Here is a 20,304-nt window from a genome sequence, read left to right as displayed (position 1 = left end):
GGGGGCAGTTGTGCGCCTTCGCATCAGACTCTTCAGTTACAGGACCATACAAATGGTATGCACTGAAGAACAGTCGTATGCGAAAGGCTTCAGCTGAATGGATGAGATTGCGACGAGAAACTCCCCCTGCAAGACGATGGCCGGGGCCTTTTACAACAACCTGTTGTTTCTGGTAGTTGCAGCGGCAGGGCTGGTCGGATTCCAATGCGCCCCCTTTGGAAGAGGTGTTTCTGGCCATGGTCACCGTCGGATCGAGAAGGCCACGTGGCCGGCGTCAATGCAGTGCGGGCTTCACCTTGCTGGAGCTGCTGGTGGTCATGGTCATCATCGGATTGCTGGCTGCGTACGTGGGGCCACAGTACTTCGGGGTGGTGGCCAAGTCCGAGGTCAAGGCCACCAAGGCGCAGATCGAAGCCTTTGACAAGGCGCTCGCAACCTACCGGCTCGATGTAGGCGCGTTCCCGTCGGCCCAGGCCGGTCTCGGGGCGCTCGTGAAGGCGCCGCCGGGCGTTCGCAACTGGGCCGGCCCCTACCTGTCCAAAGGCGTTCCCAACGACCCCTGGGGCAACCCCTACCGCTACGCACTTCCGGGCCAGCACCGGGAGTACGACCTGTGGTCCTTGGGCCGCGACGGCCGGCCCGGCGGCCAGGGCGACGATGCGGACATCGGCAACTGGTGAGCGCCACGGCTGGCCATGCAGTTCGAGTTGACGGTTGCCCGGCCGCAGCAAGCCATCGCCACGCTGGTCGTCGACGCCATCAGCGTGGAGGCGGCACGCGCCCAGGCGCAGGGCGAGGGGTACGCGGTGTTGTCGGTCCGACAGGCCCGCACGCGAGGCGGGTCGTGGCAGCGCGAGCGCTTCGATCTGCCACTGTTCTGCCAGGAACTGCTTGCCCTGATGGACGCGGGGATGGGGCTGGTCGAGGCGTTGTCGACGCTGGCCGACCGTGCACGATCCACCGCGATGCGCACGGTGCTGCGCAGCGTGCTCGATGCCATCGAGCGCGGCCAATCGGCTTCGGCGGCGCTGGAGGGCGCGCCGCAGGCCTTCCCCGCACTCTTCGTCGCCTCGGTCCGCGCCAGCGAACGAACGGGCGCGCTGGCCGAGGGCGTGCGCAGCTACCTCGGCTACCGCCGCAGCCTCGATGCATTGCGCAACAAGCTGGTCGCCGCGCTGGTCTACCCCTGCATCCTGCTGGTTGTCGGCGTGCTGGTGGTGATGTTCCTCCTGGTCTATGTGGTGCCCCGGTTCAGCCTGGTCTACGCCGGGCTGCAGCAGGAGCAGTTGCCCTGGCTGTCCCGGTTGCTGATGGAGTGGGGGCAACTGGTGTCGGCGCACGCAACCGCCCTCGTGCTGGGCTTGGCCGCCTTGCTGATCGCGCTGGTGGCACTGGCGCGCGCGTCGGCGGTGCGCGCCGCGCTGCAGCGCTGGCTGTGGCAACTGCCACGCGTCGGCGAGCACATGCGCGTCTACCAGCTGGCCCGCTTCACGCGGACCGTTGCCTTGCTGTTGCGCGGCGGCGTCACGCTGCCGGCGGCGCTGGGCATGACAGCGGCCTTGCTGCGGCAGCCGGCCCTGCTTGCCGCGCTGGCCGCGGCACGCCAGGCCTTGGAAGAGGGCCAGGGACTGGCGGAAACATTCCGCCGCCATGGCCTGGCCACCGACGTCGGCATCCGCCTGCTGTCGGTCGGCGAGCGCAGCGGCGCGTTGGACGTGACCATGGAGCGCATCGCGGCCTTCTATGACGAGGAGAACGCGCGCCAGGTCGACCTGTTCACGCGCAGCTTCGAGCCGGCACTCATGGTCGTGATGGGGCTGGTGATCGGCGGCATCGTCGTGCTCATGTACCTGCCGATCTTTCAACTGGCCAACAGCATCCAGTGAACACCGCCGCCGCATCCAACGCCTTGCCGGCCACGTTGCTGCAGGTCCGCGAATCCGCGAAGGCCGAGGGGCTCTGGCCCGCGTTGCGCGCGCACCAGGGCTTGAGCGGGCCGCAGGCCCTGCAATGGCTGGGCGAGCAACTCGCCATGGACACCTGGTCGATGCAGGCCCTGCACGCCTTCGAGCCCGATTTCCAGGCATGGTCCTATGCCGACGCCGTGCGCAGCGAATGCATGGTCGGAACCGGTGCTGCGCCGGACGCCGAAGTGGTCTGCGTCACCTGCCAGCCCTTCGATCTTGCGCTGCGCAGCCGCGTGGAGGCCGGGCTGCGGGGCATGCCGCGCTGGGTGCTTGCGCTTCCCGAGGACGTGGGGGCATTCCTGCGCCAGGCAGAAGACCGTTTCAAGGCGATGGACGGCGCGTTGACCAGCCTGCCGGCTGCGACGGCGGCGCGCGATGCGCAGCAGCTGTCGCTGTCGTCCATCGCGCAAGATGCCAGCCCCGTCGTGCGCCTCGTGCACTCCACGCTGTTCGACGCCTTGAAGGCCGGTGCCAGCGACATCCACCTCGAAAGCGGCCCGGAGGGCCTCAGCGTCAAGTACCGCATCGATGGCTTGCTGAGCCAGGTGGCGCAGGTGCCCGCAGGAGAGCCGGCGCAGCAGGTCATCTCGCGCGTCAAGGTCATGGCCGAACTCGACATCGCCGAGCAGCGCATCCCGCAGGACGGGCGCTTCAAGCTGGCGCTGCGCGAGCGCGAGATCGACCTGCGCGTCTCCATCATGCCCGGCCTGTACGGCGAGGACGCCGTCGTGCGCATCCTCGACCGCAGTGCGCTGACGGGCCAGGCCCTGGGCCTGCGCCTGGACCATCTCGGCTTCGACGACGACGTGTTGCAGCGCGTGCGCCGCCTGGCGCGCGAGCCCTACGGCATGCTGCTGGTCACCGGCCCCACCGGCAGCGGCAAGACCACCACGCTGTACGCGGCCCTGGCCGAAATCCACACCGGGGAAGACAAGATCATCACCATCGAAGACCCGGTGGAATACCAGCTCCCCGGCATCCTGCAGATCCCGGTCAACGAGAAGAAGGGCCTGGGCTTCGCGCGCGGCCTGCGTTCCATCCTGCGGCACGACCCGGACAAGATCCTCGTGGGCGAGATCCGCGATGCGGACACGGCGCAGATCGCCATCCAGTCCGCACTCACCGGCCATCTGGTCTTCACCAGCGTGCATGCCAACAACGTGTTCGACGTGATCGGACGCTTCCTGCACATGGGCGTGGACGTGCACAGCTTCGTGGCAGCCCTCAACGGCGTCCTCGCCCAGCGCCTGCTGCGCATGGTCTGTCCGGCCTGCGCCGTGCCGGTGCGCCCCGATGCTGCATTGCTGGCCTCGTTCGACCTGCCGCCCGAGCCGCTCGACGGCCACCGCTGGGTGCATGGCCGGGGTTGCGGGCAGTGCCGCGGCAGCGGCTACAAGGGGCGCCGCGCCGTCGGCGAGTTGCTGCGCATGAACGACGAACTGCGCGAGCTGATCGTCGCGCGCGCACCCATCCGCGCCATCAAGCAGGCCGCGCAGAACCAGGGAACCCGTCTCATGCGCGAGGCGGCGTTGCGCGCCGCCCAGGCCGGGCAGACCACACTGGACGAGGTGGCCCGTGTCACTTTTTCGGAGTGAGGTGATCGGCCTTGCCCTGGCGCCGGGCGGCGTGGCCGTCGCACGCGGCGGCAGCTGCCTGGCGCTGCCGGCGAGCGACGGGGACTGGCCCACCGGCCTCGCAGCGGTGGGCACATGGCTGGCTGCCGAACGGCCGCGGCGTGGGCTGGTGCGGCTGCTCGTCTCGAACAGCCATGTCCGCATCTGCACCGTGCCCTGGCCCGGCCGCCACCTGACCACCGAGCAGCAACTGGGCTGGACGGCGCTGCAGTTCGAGACCGCCTACGGAGACATGCAAGGTTGGCAGACCGTGCTCGACCCCGGCGTCTATGGCCAGCCCCGCGTGGCCTGCGCGATGCCCGCGGCGCTGGTGCAGCAGTGGCATGCGCTGTGCGGCCGGTATCGCCTGGGTGGTGGTGCGTTGCAGCCCTACGTGGTCGCCGCGTGGAACCACTGGCGGCGTCTGGCCCGTCCTGGCCAGTTCTGGGGCGTCGCCGAATCCGACCGCATCGTCTGGGCACACCGTGGAGCACGCGGCTGGGCGAGCATCCACGTCGCGAAGGCGGCGCTCGATGCCGACAACCTGCCGGGCCTGGCGGTGCGCGAGCTGCGGCTGCAGGATGCGGCGCAAGACACGGCACTGCTGCTGCACCAGCCCGGGCAGGGTGCCCCGGCGGCGCAAGCGGCGCAGCGCTGGCTGGCGCTGTCGCCGCAGCAAGAGCCGGCCAGCCATGCCATGGCCAGGTTGGCGGCGCAGCCATGAATGCGTTGCGCATCGATTTCGGCCCCAGGGCCCGGCGGCGCCAGCGCCCCTGGGCGTGGCTGCTGTTGGCGGTGGCTGCGGCCAGCAGCGTCTGGTTGCTGCTGCCGCTGCCGCCGCTCTGGCGGCAACAGCAGCAATTGCAGGCGGCCCACCAGGACGCCGTCGCCCAGCGCGCGGCCGTCCAGGCAGCGGTGCAGGACGCAGCCGTCCCGGCTGCGCAGCGCGAAGCCCTGGCGCAGGCCGCGGCGCGCCTGCACGCGCCGTGGCCGCAGTTGCTGGCGGGCATCGAGTCGGCCGTCGATGCGCAGGTCGTGCTGCTGGGGCTGGAGCCCGATGCGCAGGCCCGCGTGGTCCGCATCCAGGCGCAGGCGCGCGACATGCCCGCCCTGCTGGCGTACCTGGGCCGCCTGGCGCAGGTGCCGGGCCTGGCCGGCGTCCGGCTGGAGTCGCACCAGATCCTGGCGCAGCACCCGCAGCGCCCCGTCGATGGCAGCATCGTTGCCCGTTGGCAGGCCGCGCCATGAAGCAATTGCGTGGCGCGAACCTCTCGCATTGGCTGCGCTGGCATGGCAGCCGGGCCGTGGCGGCGCTGGGCCTGCCCGGCCTGGCGGCGCTCGCGCTGCTGCTGTGCGCCATCACGCTGCGGGTGCTGGTGCTGCCGCAGTGGCAGGCCGCACTCGACCGGCTGGGCGCCGAGGTCGCCGCCATGCGCCGCGACGCGGCACCCGACCCCGCGCCAGCGCTTGCTTCGTCGCAGGAGGAGCGGCTGCGGCAGGTGCTGCAATCGCTGCCGCCCTTCACCACCACGGTGCAGGCCGATGCACTGGCGCGCCTGCACGACGGCGCACGCAGCACGCAACTGGAACTGGCCGGCGCCAGCTACCAGCTGGTACAGGGCGAAGAGGGACCGATCGCGCGCCTGGACGTCACGGTGCAGACCCGGGGCAACTACCCCCAGCTGCGCGGCTTCGCGATCCGGCTGCTGCAGGCCGAGCCGGCCTGGGGGCTGAATGCCATGCGTCTGTCGCGTTCCGGCGCGGCCGAGCCGATGCTCGACGCGGAGTTCAGCCTCTCGCTGTTCATGCGCACCCCATGAGAGTGCCGGGCAACGCGCGCCAGCGCTGGCTGGCCTTCCTGCTCGCCGTCAGCCTGGCGCTGAGCGGCTGGACCTGGCGCCGGCAGCAGCTCGCGCTCAGCATGCCCGTGCCGCGGACCGCCGCGGTGGCGCCCGCGCCCTCGCAGGCCAGCCCCGCGCCCGCCGAAGCACCCGCGAACGCCGAGCCCCTGATGGCCCCGGTGCCGGCCGATGTCGTCGCCGATCCCTTCGCCGTCACCCAATGGCTGCCCGCCGCGCCACCGGAACCGCCGCCACCACCACCCGCACCTGTGCCCGAACCCGTGGTGCAAGCACCCGTGGCGCCGCCCCTGCCGTTCGGCTACCTCGGTCGCCAGGAGCCCGCCAGCGGCCCGGCCGAGGCGGCCGTCTACTACCTGACGCAGGGCAGTGAATCCATTGCCGTGCGCGCCGGCGAGACCATCGGCGCGGACTACCGCTTCGAAGGTGCAGATGCCCAAGGCCGGCTGCGTTTCGTCTATCTGCCGCTGGACACCCAGCAACTCCTGTCCATCGGAGAACCACCATGAAGCACCTGCGCCTGGCCCTGGCTGCCGCGGCGCTGCTGGCATTGGCCGGCTGTGCCGCCGACCGCCTGCACCGCGAGGGCCTGCAACTCGTCCAACAGGGGCAAACCGAAGCCGGGCTCGACAAGATCCGCCAGGCGGCGCAGATGGCGCCCGAGCGCCTGGACCTCGTGAAGGACCTGCGCCTGCAGCGCGCGGCCTGGGCCGACCAGCGCATCGCCAGCGCGCGCCGCGCGCAGCAGGGCGGCGACGCCGATGCCGCGGCCGTCCTGTACCAGGAAGTGCTGGCCGAGGATCCAGGCCATGCCGCCGCGCGCGAGGGGCTCCAGGAGCTGGAGCGCGGCCGGCGCCAGGCCCGCACGCTCGCCCAGGCCCGGGATGCCCTGGAGCAGGGCGACGAAGCCACCGCGACGACACTGGCGCGCCAACTCATGCTGGAAGCGCCCGACGCACCGGGCGTGCGCGCTCTGTCCGAGCGCCTCGAACAGGCCAGCGTGCGCCGTGCCATGTCCGAGCCGGTGCTGCGCCCGGCGGGCGCCCAGCGCGTCCACCTGGACTTCCGCGACGCAGCGGTGCGCACGGTGTTCGAAGTGCTGTCGCGCGGCTCGGGCCTGAACTTCATCCTCGACAAGGACATCTCGCCCGAACTCAAGACCACCGTCTACCTGCGCAACGCCTATGTCGATGAAGCCATCGACCTCATCCTGCGCACCAGCCAGCTGCGCCGCAAGCTGCTGGGCAACGGCGCCGTGCTGATCTACCCCGACACACCCGACAAGCAGAAGATCTACGACGACCTCGTGGTGCGCGCCTTCTACCTGCGCGACGCCAGCGCCACCCAGATGCAGGCCACCTTGAAGACCCTGCTCAAGACCGAAGACCTGGTCGTCGACGAGAAGCTCAACCTGCTGGTCATGCGCGGCACGCCCGAGGCCGTGCGCGTGGCTGAAAAACTCGTGGCCCTGCACGACCTGGCCGAACCCGAGGTGATGCTGGAGATGGAGGTGCTCGAGGTGCAGCAGGACGCGCTGCTCAACCTGGGCATCCAGTGGCCGCAGCAGCTGGCGCTCACGCCCCTGCCCACCGGCAACGCCAGCCTCACGCTGCAGAACCTGCGCGACCTCAACAGTTCGCGCATCGGCGCGGCGGTCGGCGCCACCACCTTGAACCTGCGGCAGGACAACGGCGTGGCCAACCTGCTGGCCAACCCGCGCGTGCGCGTGCGCAACCGCCAGCAGGCCACCATCATGATCGGCGACAAGGTGCCCGTCATCACCACCACCTCCACCGCCACGGGCTTCGTCTCCGAAAGCGTGCAGTACCTGGATGTCGGCCTCAAGCTCAGCGTCGAGCCCACCGTGCACCCCCCGTACGACGTGGGCATCAAGGTCAACCTGGAGGTCAGCTCCATCGCCAAGCAGATCTCCACCGCCACCGGCACCGTGGCCTACCAGCTCGGCACGCGCAACGCCACCACCGTGCTGCGGCTGCAGGACGGGCAGACGCAGATCCTGGCCGGCCTCATCAACGACCAGGACCGCAGCTCCACCAGCGGCGTGCCCGGCCTGAGCCGCCTGCCGCTCATCGGCCGCCTGTTCAGCGCGCCGCTGGACAGCCGCAGCAAGAACGAGATCGTGCTGTCGATCACGCCGCGCCTGCTGCGCGGTGCCGCGCGGCCGGAACCGCACCGGCTGGAGTTCTGGTCCGGCACCGCCAATTCCCTGCACACCGAGCCGCTGCGCTTCGTGGGCGAGCCGCCCGCACCCGCTGTTTCTGCGCCCACGGCAGATGGCAAGGCCGCACCATGAACACACGGCGCGCAGCCGGCTTCACGCTGATCGAACTGCTGGTCACGCTGGCCCTGGTCGGCCTGCTGGCCGCCATCGCCGTGCCCATGGCCGACCTGGCGGCCCGGCGCGGCAAGGAGCAGGAGCTGCGCGAGTCCCTGCGCAGCATCCGGCGCGCCATCGATGCCTACAAGCAGGCCGGCGACGAAGGCCGCATCCAGCGGCCCGTCGATGGCAGCGGCTATCCGCCAAGCCTGCGCGTGCTGGTCGATGGCGTGGCCGACCTGCGCGACCCGGCAGGCCGGCCTATCCGTTTCCTGCGCGCCATCCCGCGCGACCCGCTCAGCGACCCCGAGCGCCAGAGCGCCGAGGCGAGCTGGGGCAAGCGTGCCTACGCGTCGCCGGCCGATGTGCCGGCCGAAGGCCGCGACGTGTTCGACGTCTATTCGCGCGACCCGCGCAGCGGGCTCGACGGCGTGCCCTACCGGCAATGGTGAGCCCCATGCTCCGGCGGCGGCGCGGCTTCACCCTGATCGAACTGCTGGTGGTGCTGGCCATCGTGGCCACGCTGCTCGCCCTGGTGGCGCCGCAGTACCTCGGCAGCGTGGACCGCGCCAAGGAGCAGGTACTGCAGGAAAACCTCGCCACCCTGCGCCGCACGCTCGACCAGTTCCATGCCGACACGGGCCGCTACCCCGACAGCCTGCAGGAGCTGGTGCAACGCCGCTACCTGCGCGCCGTGCCGCTGGACCCCATCGCCCAGAGTGCCGACCAATGGGTGCTGCTGGCCCCGCCGAAAGGCGAGCGCGGCGCGGTGGCCGACGTGCGCAGCAGCGCGGCCGGAGCAGGGCGCAATGGCAGGCCGTTCGCGGAGTGGTAGCGGTCGGCGGCGCGGCCAGCGCGGCATCGGCTACCTGCTCGTGCTGCTCTGGCTGGCGCTGGGCAGCGTCGCCCTGACTGGCGAGGCGTTGCTGTGGTCCCTGCAACGCCAGCGCGAGCGCGAGGAGCAGCTGCTGTTCGCGGGCGACCAGATCCGCCGTGCCATCGGCAGCTACCACGCGGCCGGCCCCTCGGAGCCCAGGCCCTACCCACCGTCCCTGGACGTGCTGCTGAACGACACGCGCTTCCTGCCCGCGCGCCGGCACCTGCGCCGGCTGTACCGCGATCCCATGACCGGCACGACCGACTGGGGCCTGGTGCGCGGCAGCGACGGCGGCGTGATCGGCGTGTACAGCCGCTCCGAACACAAGCCGCTGCGCCAGACCGGTTTCGCCGCCACCGACCTGGACTTCGAGAACCAGGCGCAGTACGCCCGGTGGCGCTTCATCCACCATGGCGCGCACACGCTGTACCGGCCGCCCGTGATGCTCGGCCCTGACGTTTCTGGTAGTTCCGCTCCGTAGCGGCTGGCGCTGTAATCGCAGCGCGCAAGCCGGCACAGGCTTGCCTGTCATCTGGAGGGAGGTTTCGCATGATTCACCGATACGCGCGCGCAGCGGCAGCCGGCATGCTGGCGTTGCTGGCTGTTGCCACGCTGCCTGCACAGGCCGGCTCGGCCACGCACACATACGACAGCCTGGGTCGCCTGAGCAAGGTGACCTACAGCAACGGCACGGTCGTCACCTACACCTACGACGCGGCAGGCAACCGCACGACGGTGGTGACCACGGGCGCGCCGAGCTAGCCGCATAGCTTGGCCGGCGCGCCCGGCCATCCCACCGTTTTCCCAACGCTCACGGCCGTTCGCGCGGCCGTGCGGAGAGGTGTTTTCATGTCAATTTCCAAGAGTTCCGCTGCGCGGCTGGGTGTACTGGCTCTGCTCGCATCGTTTTCGATGGTTCAGGCCCAGGGCACCATCCCTGATCGGGCGCCCGCATCGGCGGCCAAGGAACAGCCGGTGCTGTTGCCCGGCATCAACCGCGTCGTTCTGGCACCGGTCACTCCCGAGGAGTCCGAAGCGGCTATCCAGGCTCAGAGCATTCCTGCCAATCTGAACCCCGGCGCAAGCACCTCGGGGCAGAGTGTGCGCAGCACCTCCGGAGCAACCACGCAAGCCGCGCGTGTGGCCGGCGACGCTGCACCCGCTGCGCCTGCCTCCATCGCTGAATTGGCACGTGCGTTGCGCAACGACCCGGACCTCATCTACGAGCACATACGCAATAACGTCGAGTACGTGCCGATGTGGGGCGTCAAGAAGGGCGCCTTCGGCACCATCCTGGACAACCAGGGCACCGCGTTCGACCAGGCTGCGTTGATGGTCGAGCTGCTGCGCGCCTCCGGCTACACCGCCAGCTTCGTCAGCGGCCGTCTTGCGCTGAGCGCGGCCCAATTGAGCGATTGGCTGGGCGTGGACGCCTGTTTTGCGCGCAGGCTGCTGGCGCAAGGTGGGGTTCCCTATACAGGCGCCGTCGTCACCACGGCGACAACTTGCCCCGGCGGCACGGCCAGCCTGGTCAGCTTGAAGGTCTCCCATGTCTGGGTCAAGGTCAGCATCGCCGGCACCAACTACTACTTCGATCCCAGCTACAAGCCGCACACGCGCAAGACGGGCATCAACGTGGCCAGCGCCACGGGCTACGACGCGACCACCTACCTGAGCGCGGCTACGAGCGGTTCCACTGGCACAGCCGACTACATCCAGAACCTCAACCGCACCAACGTCCGCAGCAATCTTGCCGCCTACGCGAGCAGCCTGGCCAGCCACTTGCGGACCAACCTGCCGGCCGCCACGCTGGACGATGCCATCGGTGGCGTGGCCATCGTGCCGCACAACGGCGCCAAGCTGCGCCAGGCCGCGCTGCCCTACCAGGACACCAGTGTGGCGTTGGCCGAGTGGGCCGACATCGCCGCCAACTACAAGCCCAAGCTGCGCATCCGCTACGCCGGCATCGACGCCACCTACACCTCTGACGCCATCTACGGCAAGCGGCTGTCCATCACCTACAACGCGTCCAACCAACCCCAACTCAAGCTGGACGGCGCGGTGGTGGCCACGGGCACCGCCGTGACCGCAGGCAGCAATGGCAGCGTGCAGTTCGACATCACGAACGGTGCCTATACCAATGCCAACCAGAGCTTCGCCCAGTCGGTCAAGGCTGGCGGCACATTTGTCATCGGCAATGCCTGGGGCTCGGCTGGGCGGGGGGCGATCGAGAACCACCGTACGCGGCTGGAGAACGCGCGCGCGGCCGGTGTGGCAGACGGCGCAGAGGAGACGTTGGGCTCTTCGCTAGCCATGCTGTCATCCATCTGGATCGCGCAGACCAACCAGGGCTACTACATCACCGATCAGTTGGCGCGCACCACCACATTGGTGCACCACCAGGTCGGCATTGCGGGCTACAACACCGCTGCGTACGTGGACCTGCCGGGCAACTTGGTCGGTATCGTCAGCCAGGACGGCGACGCCAACAAGGAGCGCGCCGTGTTCTTCAGTGCGGCCATGCAGGCCAGCATCCTGGAGTCCACCGCTGTCCAGCAGACCAGTGGCACAAGCGCCGTCTCCACGGTCAAGCTGCTGGACCTGGCCGTGCAAGGCGGTCAGCGCATCTACAACGCAACGTCAGCCAACTACGCCAGCGCGGTGCAGCCCAATCTGGTGAACTGCTCGAGCTCGACGGCCAGCTTCTCCAGCCAAGTCGGAGCGGGCCGGCGGCTGATCCTGCCGCAGCGTTGCGACCTCAGCGAGGGCAGCTGGACGGGCACGGGGTACTACACCATCATCAGCGGCGCGAGCGGCAGCGGCATCGGCGCCATCATCTATGGTGGGCTCGCTGGTGGCTACCCGACAAGCAGCAGCACGCCAAAGATCACGACGGACCGCGCTATTGCGAGCACCATCTCGCTCAGCCAGAACACACCAAGTACGAAGAACGTATCGGGCGACCCCATCGACACGGCGCGCGGCCACTTCCTCTACAACCACGAGGATCTGGTGACCGGCGTGGACAAGTTCCCCGTCGGCCTCGGCTTCACGAAGCTCTACACATCCACGCGGCGCACACAGGTCGGCCCGCTGGGCCGGGGCTTCACGCACAACTACGACAGTGCGGTCAGCGTCGGTGACGACGGACTGCAGGCCATGGGCGAAGATTCCGCCCTGGATGCGGTGGGCATCATCGCCGAGCGCATGGTCTCGCTGGACCTGATCGGCGATGCCGCCATGCCGCTCAACAAGATGGTGGTGGCCACGCTGGGCGCGCGCTGGGCCGGCGACCAACTGCTGGGCAACACCGTCAATGTACGCAATGGCCTGAATGGCGAGATCTTCGTCAAGCTGCCCGATGGCAGCTACAGCGCACCTCCCGGCAGCTCCGCCAAGCTCATCCGCAACGCCGACGCCACCTTCACCTACGAAGCGGCCAACAAGGCGCGGCTGAACTTCAACGCCGCTGGCAAGGCCAGCACCTACCTGCACCCCAGCGGCGTGCAGGTCAGCTTCACCTACACCGGCAACGATCTCACGCAGGTCAAGAACAGCCTGGGCCGCACGCTGACGCTGACGAACACCTCGGGCCGCGTGACCAACGTCTCCGACGGCACGCGCAGCGTGGGCTATGCCTACGACGGCAACAACAACCTGGTCACCTTCACCGACGCCACGGCCAAGGCCACCACGTTCCAGTACGACCTGCCCGGCCGCATGACGAAGTTCTTCCTGCCCGCCAACCCCACGGTGGCGCAGGTGACCAATGTCTACGACCCGCTGGGCCGTGTGCAGACGCAGACCAATGCCTTGGGCAAACTCTGGACCTACTACTTCGCCGGCTCGCGCACGGAAGAGTTGGGGCCGTACAGCCAGAGCAAGGTCACCTACTTCGATGGCTCCTTGAACGTCCTCAAGGCCATCAGCCCGACGGGCAAGGTCACGGCCAACACTTACGATGGCCAGACGCGCCTCATCAAGACCGTGCTGCCCGAAGGCAACGCGGTGGAGTACGACTACGACGATGCGCCCTGCGCCGCCCAGCAGCGCTGCACGCACAACGTCAAGACGATCCGCCAGGTGGCCAAGCCCGGCTCGGGCCTGGCCACGCTGACCCAGGGCTTCACCTATGAGAGCGCGTTCAACAAGGTCGCCACGTCCACCGACGCGCGCGGCAAGGTCACCAGCTACAGCTACACGGCCCAGGGCCTGCCGCTGGCGGTCACCAGCCCGGCCGATGCCGCCGGCGTGCAGCCCGTTACCACCTACGGCTACACCGCCTACACGGCAGCTGGCTTCCCGGCCTTTTACCTGCAGACCTCGGTCAGCCAGAAGACCAGCGCCACGAACACGGTGCTGAGCACCACCGCCTACAACGCGGCCAACAAGTACGTGCCGCAGACCGTGGTGGCCGACGCGGGCACCGGCAAGCTGAACATCACCAGCACGCTCACCTTCGACGCCGTGGGCAACCCCACGCTGGCCGATGGTCCGCGCGCGGACGTCACCGACACGGTGGCCACCGTCTACGACGCCGAGCGCCGCCCCACGCAGGTGACCAACGCGCTGGGCAAGCTCACGCGCATGGCGTATGACGCCGATGGCCGCCTGGTGCGCAGCGCCGCGCAGATCGGCACGCAGTGGCTGGTCAGCTGCCGCAGCTACACCGCCAGCGGCAAGCTGCTCAAGGCCTGGGGCCCGGCGGTCACCGCGGCGGACACCACCTGCCCCGCGCAGGCCGCACCGGTCCCCGTGACCGACTACGCCTACGACGACCTGGACCGCCTGGTGCGCGTCACCGAGAACCTCACCGCAGCCGAAGGCGGCAACCGCGTGAGCGAGACCGTCTACAACCTGGACGACACGGTGCAAAGCACCAAGCGCGCCGTCGGCAGCGCCGTGGCCCAGACCTACGCCGCCTACACCTACACCAACAACGGTCTGGTGGCCACGGTCAAAGACGCCAAGAACAACTTGACCGCGCACAGCTACGACGGCCACGACCGCAAGCTCAAGACCCAGTTCCCCGATCCCACGGCGGTGAACACGGCCTCCGCCACCGATTACGAACAGTACGGCTACGACGCTGCGGCCAACCTCACGAGCCTGCGCAAGCGCAGCGGCACCAGCATCACGCTGGCCTACGACAACCTGAACCGCCTGCTGAGCCGCACCTACCCGACCACGGCGGACAACGTCAGCTACAGCTACGACCTGCTGGGCCGGCGCCTGGCCGCCACCGGTGCTACGGCGGCCGACAACGTGAGCTACGTCTACGACAACGCCGGTCGCATGAGCAGCACCACGGCCAACACGCGGACCATCGCCTACCAGTACGACGCGGCGGGCAACCGCACGCGCATGGCCTGGCCGGACACCGCGTTCTTCGTGACCACCACGTACGACGCATTGAACCGCCCCCTGGTGCTCAGCGAAAAGGGCACGGCCAACCTGGCCAGCTACGCCTACGACGACCTGAGCCGTCGCACCGTGGTCACGCTGGGCAACGGCACCACCACGAGCTACGGCTACAACACGCAGGGCGACCTCAGCAGCCTGGCGCACGACCTCGCCAGCACCGCCAACGACCAGAGCTACACCTACACGCGCAACCAGGCCCGCGAGATCGTCACGCACAGCTGGAGCAACGACCTGTACCAGTGGCCGGTGACGGGGCTGGTGGCCAACGGCACCAAGAGCTTCACGGCCAACGGGCGCAACCAGTACACCGCGGCCATCGGCGCGGCCATCACGCACGATGCCAACGGCAACATGACCGGTGACGGCACCTGGACGTACACCTACGACCAGAACAACCGCCTGAAGAGCGCCAACCGCGCCAGCCCGGCCACGGCCATCACCATGGCCTACGACGCCGAAGGGCGCATGCGCAACACCAGCACCAGCGCCAGCTCGGTCACGCAGCGCATGTACGACGGCACCGACCTGGTGGCCGAGTACAACATCTCCGGCGTGCTGCTGTCGCGCTACGTGCACGGCCCTGGCGTGGACGAGCCGCTGGTGACCTACACCGGCACGGGCGCTGCCACCAAGAACTGGCTGTACGCCGACCACCTGGGCTCCATCGTGGCGTCGGCCAGCAGCACGGGCGCGAAGACCGACATCAACAAGTACGGCCCCTTCGGCGAGCCGCACACGCTGAGCGGAGGCACCAAGTTCCGCTACACCGGCCAGCAGATGCTGGGCAACACGGGGCTCATGTACTACAAGGCCCGCTTCTACGACCCGCGCCTGGGACGCTTCCTGCAGACCGATCCGATCGGCACTGCGGATGACATGAACCTGTATGCGTATGTGGGGAACAACCCGCTGAACTTCACCGATCCGGCGGGGCTGGCGCGCAGTCCTGGTGGTGGAGGCGTGGACAGGGTGAGCTTGGGCAACATCGGCAAGCTCAGCGGAAGTAGCAGTAGCAGCGGAGCGGGCGATAGTTCGGGCGGAACCTTGGTTGGCTCGGACGACGAGTTCGACGGCGTGCAAATTGCTGGTGCCAACATCAAAGAACTATCCAGAAAGCAGCCAAAGCCACAAGGGACTGCACAAGGAACTACCCCAAGGGTTGATTTTACGCCCCTGCAGATCGTTCCCAATATCGGACCGGGTCTAGGGGGTGGCGGGAGGCTTCCAATGTCTCCCAATAAGCCGGGCACCGTTCCTAGGGAATTGCGTGATCCTGTCCGTTACTTCACTCCTTCTGGTCGGGCTGCAAAAAGAGTTGAGCAAGATCACCTGTGCGGAAACGGGTGTGGAGCAACTATTGATAACGCGAACTCTGCGGGGCATCATATAATTAGACACGCGGATGGCGGTCGTACTATCCCATCAAACCACGCGGAGGTTTGTCTCGACTGTCACAGAAAAATCCATTCTGGAGAACAGGAATGATCGATGTAATATTTGCAATCAAGGACGAGAAAAATCAAAGACCTATTCCAACGGAGTGGAGAGGTCCATTTAAAAAAATGGTTGATCTTATTAGGGTCAACAGATTTGAAGAGTTTCCTTTGATCGAAGGTGTCTCTCCAGTGCCTTTTGAAATTTCCTCTGCAATCACGAAGAATATTAAAAATTATGGGGTCGCACTAGCGGAGTTGCCGGAGGAGAGTTGGCTTACCTCGGCATGCCAATGGATGGAGGGTTATTGGGATGCCATGATCGATCTATTTTCTATCGAAGAGGGCGCGAGCGATCTTGTACTCAGCGTTAGAGTCTATGAAAATAATAAAAGCTATTCTTACCATCTACAGTCGGTGCATGTTCCTTGAGTCGTTTGGGTTCTCAAGCTTTTCGAAGCTGCCCTGAAATTTATTCGAGATCGCTTCGGAAATTGCGAGATGCATTCGCGAGGCTGCGTCTTGCTCATTGCTGAAAATCTCAACACGGCGGCCGGCTCTGTTGCACAAATCGGGTTTCGGGCGGCATGACCCCTTCCCCAGACGGACTTATGCCGCAGCAGCAACCGGCACGGTTTCAGGACGGCCGATCTGGCTGAAGCGGTTCAGCACGGCCACGCGGACATGCAGCTCCACAACCTGACGCTCGAACGTGCGCGCTGTCACTCGCTCGCCCAGTCGCTTGAAGCAGTGCATCTTCGTCTCCACAAGGCTGCGCCGGTGGTAGCCGCTCCACTTCTTGCAGATGCTCGGGCCCAAGCGCTTGTACGCCCGAACGGTCTCATTGCGTTGCGCCGATGCCGCACTCGCCTTCTTCCAGTGCGTGGCGTTCTTGCGCGGCGGGATCACCGCCGTCGCTTGTCGTTCGGCGATGGCGTCCAGGCAGCCTCGCGTGTCGTAGGCGCCATCCGCGCAGACGCTTTCGATGGGCTCGTCGGCGGGGATCTGCGCCAGCAACTCGGGCAGCATCGGCGCATCGCCGATGGCATTGCTGGTCACCTCGATGGCGCGTATCTCCAGCGTCTGCGCGTCGATGCCCAGATGGACCTTGCGCCATTCACGCCGGTACTCGGCGCCATGCTTCTTGCGCTTCCATTCGCCTTCGCCCAGGAACTTGATGCCCGTGCTGTCCACCAGCAACTGCAACGGCGACTTGCTCGGCTGGTAGCTCAGCTGGACCTGCAAGGTCTTGTGGCGTCGGCAGACCGTGCTGAAGTTGGGCACCGGCCAGTCCAGCTTGGCCAGCCGCAGCAAGCTCTCCACCATGCCCAGGGCTTGACGCAAGGGCTGGCCGAACAGGCACTTGATGCTCAAGCAGAACTGGATGGCTGCATGCATCCGAGAACGTCAGGCTGCGCCCGCGCTTGCCGTTCGGCTTGCCGAGCCACTGCATGCCTTCATCCAGCCACATCGTCAACGATCCTCGCGCCTTCAGCGCCGCGTTGTACGCCTTCCAGTTCGTCGTGCGGTACTTGCTCCGCTGCCTGTTCTTCGCTTCCGTCACGCCGCGAGTCTATGGGCGCCGGTCAGGCGGGGCGATTTGCGCAACAAAGCCAAGATCAACGAGACGGTCCACGGTGGTCAAGCGGTATTTAAGAGGAAAAGACTTTATTACTAGAGACCTGGATGGTCACAATGGTGGTGCTTGGAAGATGGCTGATTCGGTGAAAAATTTAGCTAGCAAGGAAACCAGGGCTGGGACCTATGATCGCAACTTGAAACGCATCGGAGATTAAATTGAGCGCTAAAAACATATCGCAACCGGCGTGGGTTGTCGCGGGAAAATCGATTCGACAACTGATCGAAGAGTTGCAGTCTTTCGAGAATCAAGAAATGCGGGTGGAGATATCTCTTGATGGTGGCGGGACCCATAAGCCAATCAGTCTTGTAAAAAAATCGGGGCAGATTTGTTTGTTAGTAAACAGCGAAGATTGAAACGGCGCTCTCAAGCCTGAAGTGAAGCGTCCCGGGTTTTGAGGAGGCCCTGTGATTTGAGATCTTGGAGCCAAGATGGCTGTTGCTCGCTCGCCGATGCTTTTGCAGGTCAAAACGACCATTCCAACCACAGGTTCTCATGCAGTTCATTCAGAAAAAGCTCTCGAACACCCACCGGTTCGATTTCCAGCCGGAAACTTTGAAGTTCCACTACAAGGACCGCAGTGGATCGGGCGAGGTGGAGATCGCGTACGGAGACGTGGCGCTCAAGCCCTCGGTGCGTATCGAGGACAACGCATGGTGGCGCAACCTGGGCTATCTCTGGATCGTGCTCGGTTGCCTTCAGCTGGGGTGGGCGCTCGTTGCTGGCGATCCGCTGGCAGGGCGTGGTTTTTGGGTGCTGGCAGGCTGCGTGAGCCTGGGCGTGTACCGCTTTACGCGTGTGCGCTACAGCGTGTTTGCGGCCAGCGGCGCCAACCTCTTCGTGATCCAGGGCGAGAAGCAGCACGACCCCATCGTGCGCGAGCTCATGGAGCGGCGCCGGGAGCAGCTCAGGCGGTGGTATGGCACCGTCAATCCGAATGGCGAACCAGACAAGGAGATTAGCCGCTTTCACTGGCTGGTCGATCAGCAGGCGCTGACACAGCAGGAAGCCGACATGTTGATTGCTGAGGTCGAGGCGGCCGGCCGCTCGCTGGCGGTACCTTCTGGATCGGGCTTGCCTTTGCACTGACCCTTTCGCCTCCTTTGCCTGCCCTAGATTTTCCGCGCCATCGAACCTCTACGGGCCCGAATTCGGCCTGAGGTTTATTCCCGGCTATGAGCTGCGTTTGGCGGTGACGAATCCGAATGCCATGAGGACATGGTTCTCTGGTTGGAGGGAAGGGCAGCGCGCCTTGGCCGGACAAGGGCGCCACCTTCGACGCCGTGGGCAACCCCACGCTGGCCGAAGGCCCGCGCACGGACGTGACCGCCACGGTGGCAGCGTGTACGACGCTCTCGCCGCCCCGCACGCAGGTGACCAACGCGCTGGGCAAGATCACGCGCATGGGGGGGTGAACAGGTGTGCAGCTTGGTGGCAATGAGCGTTCGGCGGGTGGCCGCCACTTCCTCGCCCAGCACCTGCTCCAGGAACTCGGCGTAGGGCAGCTCCTGGGCGGCGGTGTGCTGCAGCAGCGCCTCCAGGCGCAGCTTGCGCAGGTGCTCGCCCAGCCGTTCGAGCTGCGCAGGTGTCGTCATGGCCGAGGGCGCCATGACCGCCTGGGCGATCTTCGGGGTGCGCGTTGTCGTCATCACGCAGCCTCCCGCACGGCGTCAAGCAGTTGGTCGTAGACACCGAGGTCGCGGATCTCGACGTCGCGTTCGCTGTGCGCTGGCGCCGGCCGATCGGCGACCACCGCGAAGCGCTGGCGCTGGTTGCGCGGAATGGCCCCGGGGTCGTGCTCGGGCAGCACGCTCAAGCACGCGCGGCCGCTGAGCACGGCGTGCTCGGCCACCAACGTGGCCTGCACGTACGACCTGCTGGGCCGCCGGCTCTCCACCACCAGCTACAACGCGGCCAACAAGTACGTGCCGCAGACCGTGGTGGCCGACGCCGGCACGGGCACGCTGACATTCGGCAGATGCATCCGCCGTGATGCCGCACCCTGGCACTTTTGGTAGTTTCATGCCGTAGGCTGCGGCGCTGTAATCGCAGCGCACAGGCCGGCACACGCTCGCCCATGATCTACAGGGGGTACTGCATGATTGACCCATGCGCGCGCGCGGCAGCGGCCGTCGTGCCGGCTGTTCCCGCGCCGCCAGCGGAAGCTGGTTTAGCGCGGGGCCGATACGACAGCCTGGGCCGCTTGGGCAACGCGGCCTGCAGCAAGGGCTCTGTCGTCACCTGCCGCCACGACGCGGAAGGCATGGGCCGCAGCGCATGAACACAGGCGATCCAACCACATTGCTTTCCGGCGTCGCCGTCGAAACCTGGCTTGCCGGCGAGTGGAAGACGGTCTGCCTCGTCCTGGCCGTGGTGCTGAGCCTGCTGTGGGTGTGGTGGAGGACGGGTTCCACCCACCTGCTGATCATGTTGTTGCTGCGTTGGCTGGTCGGCAAGCGCAGCGACGCGTCGTCGGTCGTGAAATTCCTGGAAGAACGCACCGACCTCATGCACTTCCGCGCCGTGACGGGTGTGCGTAGCGCGCCGACCCTGCCAGCCGCGGAGCGGATCATCCAGTGGTCCAGGCGCAACGATCTGGACATCGACATGGTGGGCCGGGCGCACCGCTATCTCGACGTCCGCCGGCCGAGTTTGCGTGCCGGGCCCAGCCACGGCTGGGCCAACTGGGGCCTCCTGTGCGGGCTCCTGCTGTGGCTGCTCGCTGGGTTTGCCACGCTCATGGGTGCGCTGGCGCCGCCGGTGCTGAATGTCATCAAGACGGACACGCCGTACCTGGTGGATGGCGAGAAGGCTTGGCAGTTCCGGTGGAGCGGCACACCGCAGGCCTTGCGCTTCACCCGCGACGACTGTGCGAAACCGGAACGCATCGTCGAAACCACCCAGTACGCGCAATACGACGTGGAGGTGTTGTGCAAGCTGCTGCTGTCCGACCCGCGTGCCTACCTGCGCTCCGTTCTGCTCCAGCAACGCGTGGCCGCCGGTATTGCGGCCCTGCTGGCTGCTTTCTGGGGTGCGCAAGTGTTTCTGTGGGTGCGTGGTGTGCGGGCGGTGCGGGCGCTTCATGCGCAGATGGCAGCCGACGGCTGACCGTCGCGCCGGACCGGCGCCACATCGCACATGTGCAAGGTGCGCA

At 67.0% G+C, this 20,304-nt stretch carries 20 protein-coding genes and 1 pseudogene; 18 read left to right on the top strand and 3 right to left on the bottom strand.

The window, feature by feature from the left end; genetic code table 11:
* The first annotated feature begins 236 nt into the window (after positions 1 to 236).
* The 14 genes from gspG to ACSQ4M_RS30105 all read left to right on the top strand — a co-directional run bounded on the left by gspG (position 237) and on the right by ACSQ4M_RS30105 (position 15,943).
* Positions 237 to 680 (top strand): type II secretion system major pseudopilin GspG, encoded by a 444-nt coding sequence (gspG, locus tag ACSQ4M_RS30170; RefSeq protein ID WP_436193055.1) that lies wholly within the window; start codon positions 237 to 239, stop codon positions 678 to 680.
* A gap of 15 nt (positions 681 to 695) precedes the next feature.
* Positions 696 to 1,886 carry a type II secretion system F family protein gene (locus ACSQ4M_RS30165; protein ID WP_436193054.1) on the top strand — a complete coding sequence of 397 codons (1,191 nt, stop codon included), beginning with the start codon at positions 696 to 698 and terminating at the stop codon, positions 1,884 to 1,886.
* The gene (locus ACSQ4M_RS30160) at positions 1,883 to 3,562 is read left to right on the top strand and encodes a GspE/PulE family protein (RefSeq protein WP_436193053.1); all 1,680 of its coding nucleotides are present in this window, start codon (positions 1,883 to 1,885) and stop codon (positions 3,560 to 3,562) included. The genes ACSQ4M_RS30165 and ACSQ4M_RS30160 overlap by 4 nt, the downstream gene beginning before the upstream one ends.
* A gap of 1 nt (position 3,563) precedes the next feature.
* A complete protein-coding gene (locus ACSQ4M_RS30155; RefSeq protein ID WP_436193052.1) occupies positions 3,564 to 4,304 on the top strand; it encodes a hypothetical protein in 741 nt (246 codons plus the stop codon).
* Positions 4,301 to 4,828 (top strand): hypothetical protein, encoded by a 528-nt coding sequence (locus tag ACSQ4M_RS30150; protein ID WP_436193051.1) that lies wholly within the window; start codon positions 4,301 to 4,303, stop codon positions 4,826 to 4,828. Before ACSQ4M_RS30155 ends, ACSQ4M_RS30150 begins: the two co-directional genes overlap by 4 nt.
* Positions 4,825 to 5,400 (top strand): hypothetical protein, encoded by a 576-nt coding sequence (locus ACSQ4M_RS30145; protein WP_436193050.1) that lies wholly within the window; start codon positions 4,825 to 4,827, stop codon positions 5,398 to 5,400. Before ACSQ4M_RS30150 ends, ACSQ4M_RS30145 begins: the two co-directional genes overlap by 4 nt.
* Entirely contained in the window at positions 5,397 to 5,948 is a 552-nt protein-coding gene (locus tag ACSQ4M_RS30140) for a hypothetical protein (protein WP_436193049.1), read from the top strand. Before ACSQ4M_RS30145 ends, ACSQ4M_RS30140 begins: the two co-directional genes overlap by 4 nt.
* On the top strand, positions 5,945 to 7,753 hold the full coding sequence (locus ACSQ4M_RS30135) for a secretin N-terminal domain-containing protein (protein ID WP_436193048.1): 1,809 nt from the start codon (positions 5,945 to 5,947) through the stop codon (positions 7,751 to 7,753). Before ACSQ4M_RS30140 ends, ACSQ4M_RS30135 begins: the two co-directional genes overlap by 4 nt.
* On the top strand, positions 7,750 to 8,229 hold the full coding sequence (locus tag ACSQ4M_RS30130; RefSeq protein ID WP_436193047.1) for a type II secretion system protein: 480 nt from the start codon (positions 7,750 to 7,752) through the stop codon (positions 8,227 to 8,229). The genes ACSQ4M_RS30135 and ACSQ4M_RS30130 overlap by 4 nt, the downstream gene beginning before the upstream one ends.
* A 5-nt stretch (positions 8,230 to 8,234) precedes the next feature.
* Entirely contained in the window at positions 8,235 to 8,612 is a 378-nt protein-coding gene (locus ACSQ4M_RS30125) for a type II secretion system protein (protein WP_436193046.1), read from the top strand.
* Positions 8,587 to 9,135, top strand: coding sequence for a type II secretion system protein (locus tag ACSQ4M_RS30120; RefSeq protein WP_436193045.1), 549 nt, complete (start codon positions 8,587 to 8,589; stop codon positions 9,133 to 9,135). Before ACSQ4M_RS30125 ends, ACSQ4M_RS30120 begins: the two co-directional genes overlap by 26 nt.
* Positions 9,136 to 9,203: 68 nt before the next feature.
* The gene (locus ACSQ4M_RS30115) at positions 9,204 to 9,416 is read left to right on the top strand and encodes an RHS repeat domain-containing protein (RefSeq protein ID WP_436193044.1); all 213 of its coding nucleotides are present in this window, start codon (positions 9,204 to 9,206) and stop codon (positions 9,414 to 9,416) included.
* A gap of 87 nt (positions 9,417 to 9,503) precedes the next feature.
* Positions 9,504 to 15,563: an RHS repeat-associated core domain-containing protein gene (locus ACSQ4M_RS30110; protein WP_436193043.1), complete on the top strand. Its 6,060-nt coding sequence runs from the start codon at positions 9,504 to 9,506 to the stop codon at positions 15,561 to 15,563.
* Positions 15,560 to 15,943 carry a DUF7668 domain-containing protein gene (locus ACSQ4M_RS30105; protein ID WP_436193042.1) on the top strand — a complete coding sequence of 128 codons (384 nt, stop codon included), beginning with the start codon at positions 15,560 to 15,562 and terminating at the stop codon, positions 15,941 to 15,943. Before ACSQ4M_RS30110 ends, ACSQ4M_RS30105 begins: the two co-directional genes overlap by 4 nt.
* A gap of 177 nt (positions 15,944 to 16,120) precedes the next feature.
* Here the strand turns inward: ACSQ4M_RS30105 and ACSQ4M_RS30100 are convergent.
* Positions 16,121 to 17,075 (bottom strand): annotated as a pseudogene (locus ACSQ4M_RS30100) (IS5 family transposase).
* Here ACSQ4M_RS30100 and ACSQ4M_RS30095 point away from each other — a divergent pair.
* Together ACSQ4M_RS30095 and ACSQ4M_RS30090 are read left to right on the top strand one after the other, a co-directional pair.
* On the top strand, positions 16,963 to 17,307 hold the full coding sequence (locus ACSQ4M_RS30095; protein WP_436193041.1) for a toxin C-terminal domain-containing protein: 345 nt from the start codon (positions 16,963 to 16,965) through the stop codon (positions 17,305 to 17,307). The pseudogene ACSQ4M_RS30100 and the gene ACSQ4M_RS30095 sit on opposite strands and share 113 nt — an antisense overlap.
* A 338-nt stretch (positions 17,308 to 17,645) precedes the next feature.
* The gene (locus ACSQ4M_RS30090; RefSeq protein WP_436193040.1) at positions 17,646 to 18,239 is read left to right on the top strand and encodes a hypothetical protein; all 594 of its coding nucleotides are present in this window, start codon (positions 17,646 to 17,648) and stop codon (positions 18,237 to 18,239) included.
* Between the two features lie 74 nt (positions 18,240 to 18,313).
* Here the strand turns inward: ACSQ4M_RS30090 and ACSQ4M_RS30085 are convergent, their stop codons facing one another.
* Positions 18,314 to 18,799 (bottom strand): hypothetical protein, encoded by a 486-nt coding sequence (locus tag ACSQ4M_RS30085; RefSeq protein ID WP_436193039.1) that lies wholly within the window; start codon positions 18,797 to 18,799, stop codon positions 18,314 to 18,316.
* Positions 18,799 to 19,017 carry a hypothetical protein gene (locus ACSQ4M_RS30080; RefSeq protein ID WP_436193038.1) on the bottom strand — a complete coding sequence of 73 codons (219 nt, stop codon included), beginning with the start codon at positions 19,015 to 19,017 and terminating at the stop codon, positions 18,799 to 18,801. Before ACSQ4M_RS30080 ends, ACSQ4M_RS30085 begins: the two co-directional genes overlap by 1 nt.
* On the opposite strand from ACSQ4M_RS30080, the gene ACSQ4M_RS30075 reads away from it, so the two are divergent.
* Together ACSQ4M_RS30075 and ACSQ4M_RS30070 are read left to right on the top strand one after the other, a co-directional pair.
* On the top strand, positions 19,007 to 19,168 hold the full coding sequence (locus tag ACSQ4M_RS30075) for a hypothetical protein (protein ID WP_436193037.1): 162 nt from the start codon (positions 19,007 to 19,009) through the stop codon (positions 19,166 to 19,168). The genes ACSQ4M_RS30080 and ACSQ4M_RS30075 overlap by 11 nt on opposite strands.
* A 259-nt stretch (positions 19,169 to 19,427) precedes the next feature.
* The gene (locus ACSQ4M_RS30070) at positions 19,428 to 20,258 is read left to right on the top strand and encodes a DUF6216 family protein (protein ID WP_436193036.1); all 831 of its coding nucleotides are present in this window, start codon (positions 19,428 to 19,430) and stop codon (positions 20,256 to 20,258) included.
* Positions 20,259 to 20,304 lie beyond the last annotated feature (46 nt).

Origin of the sequence: Pseudorhodoferax sp. LjRoot39, assembly GCF_964253035.1 — a bacterium.
In the GTDB taxonomy this organism is placed as follows: domain Bacteria; phylum Pseudomonadota; class Gammaproteobacteria; order Burkholderiales; family Burkholderiaceae_C; genus Pseudorhodoferax.
This window is presented reverse-complemented; position numbering and strand designations above follow the sequence as displayed.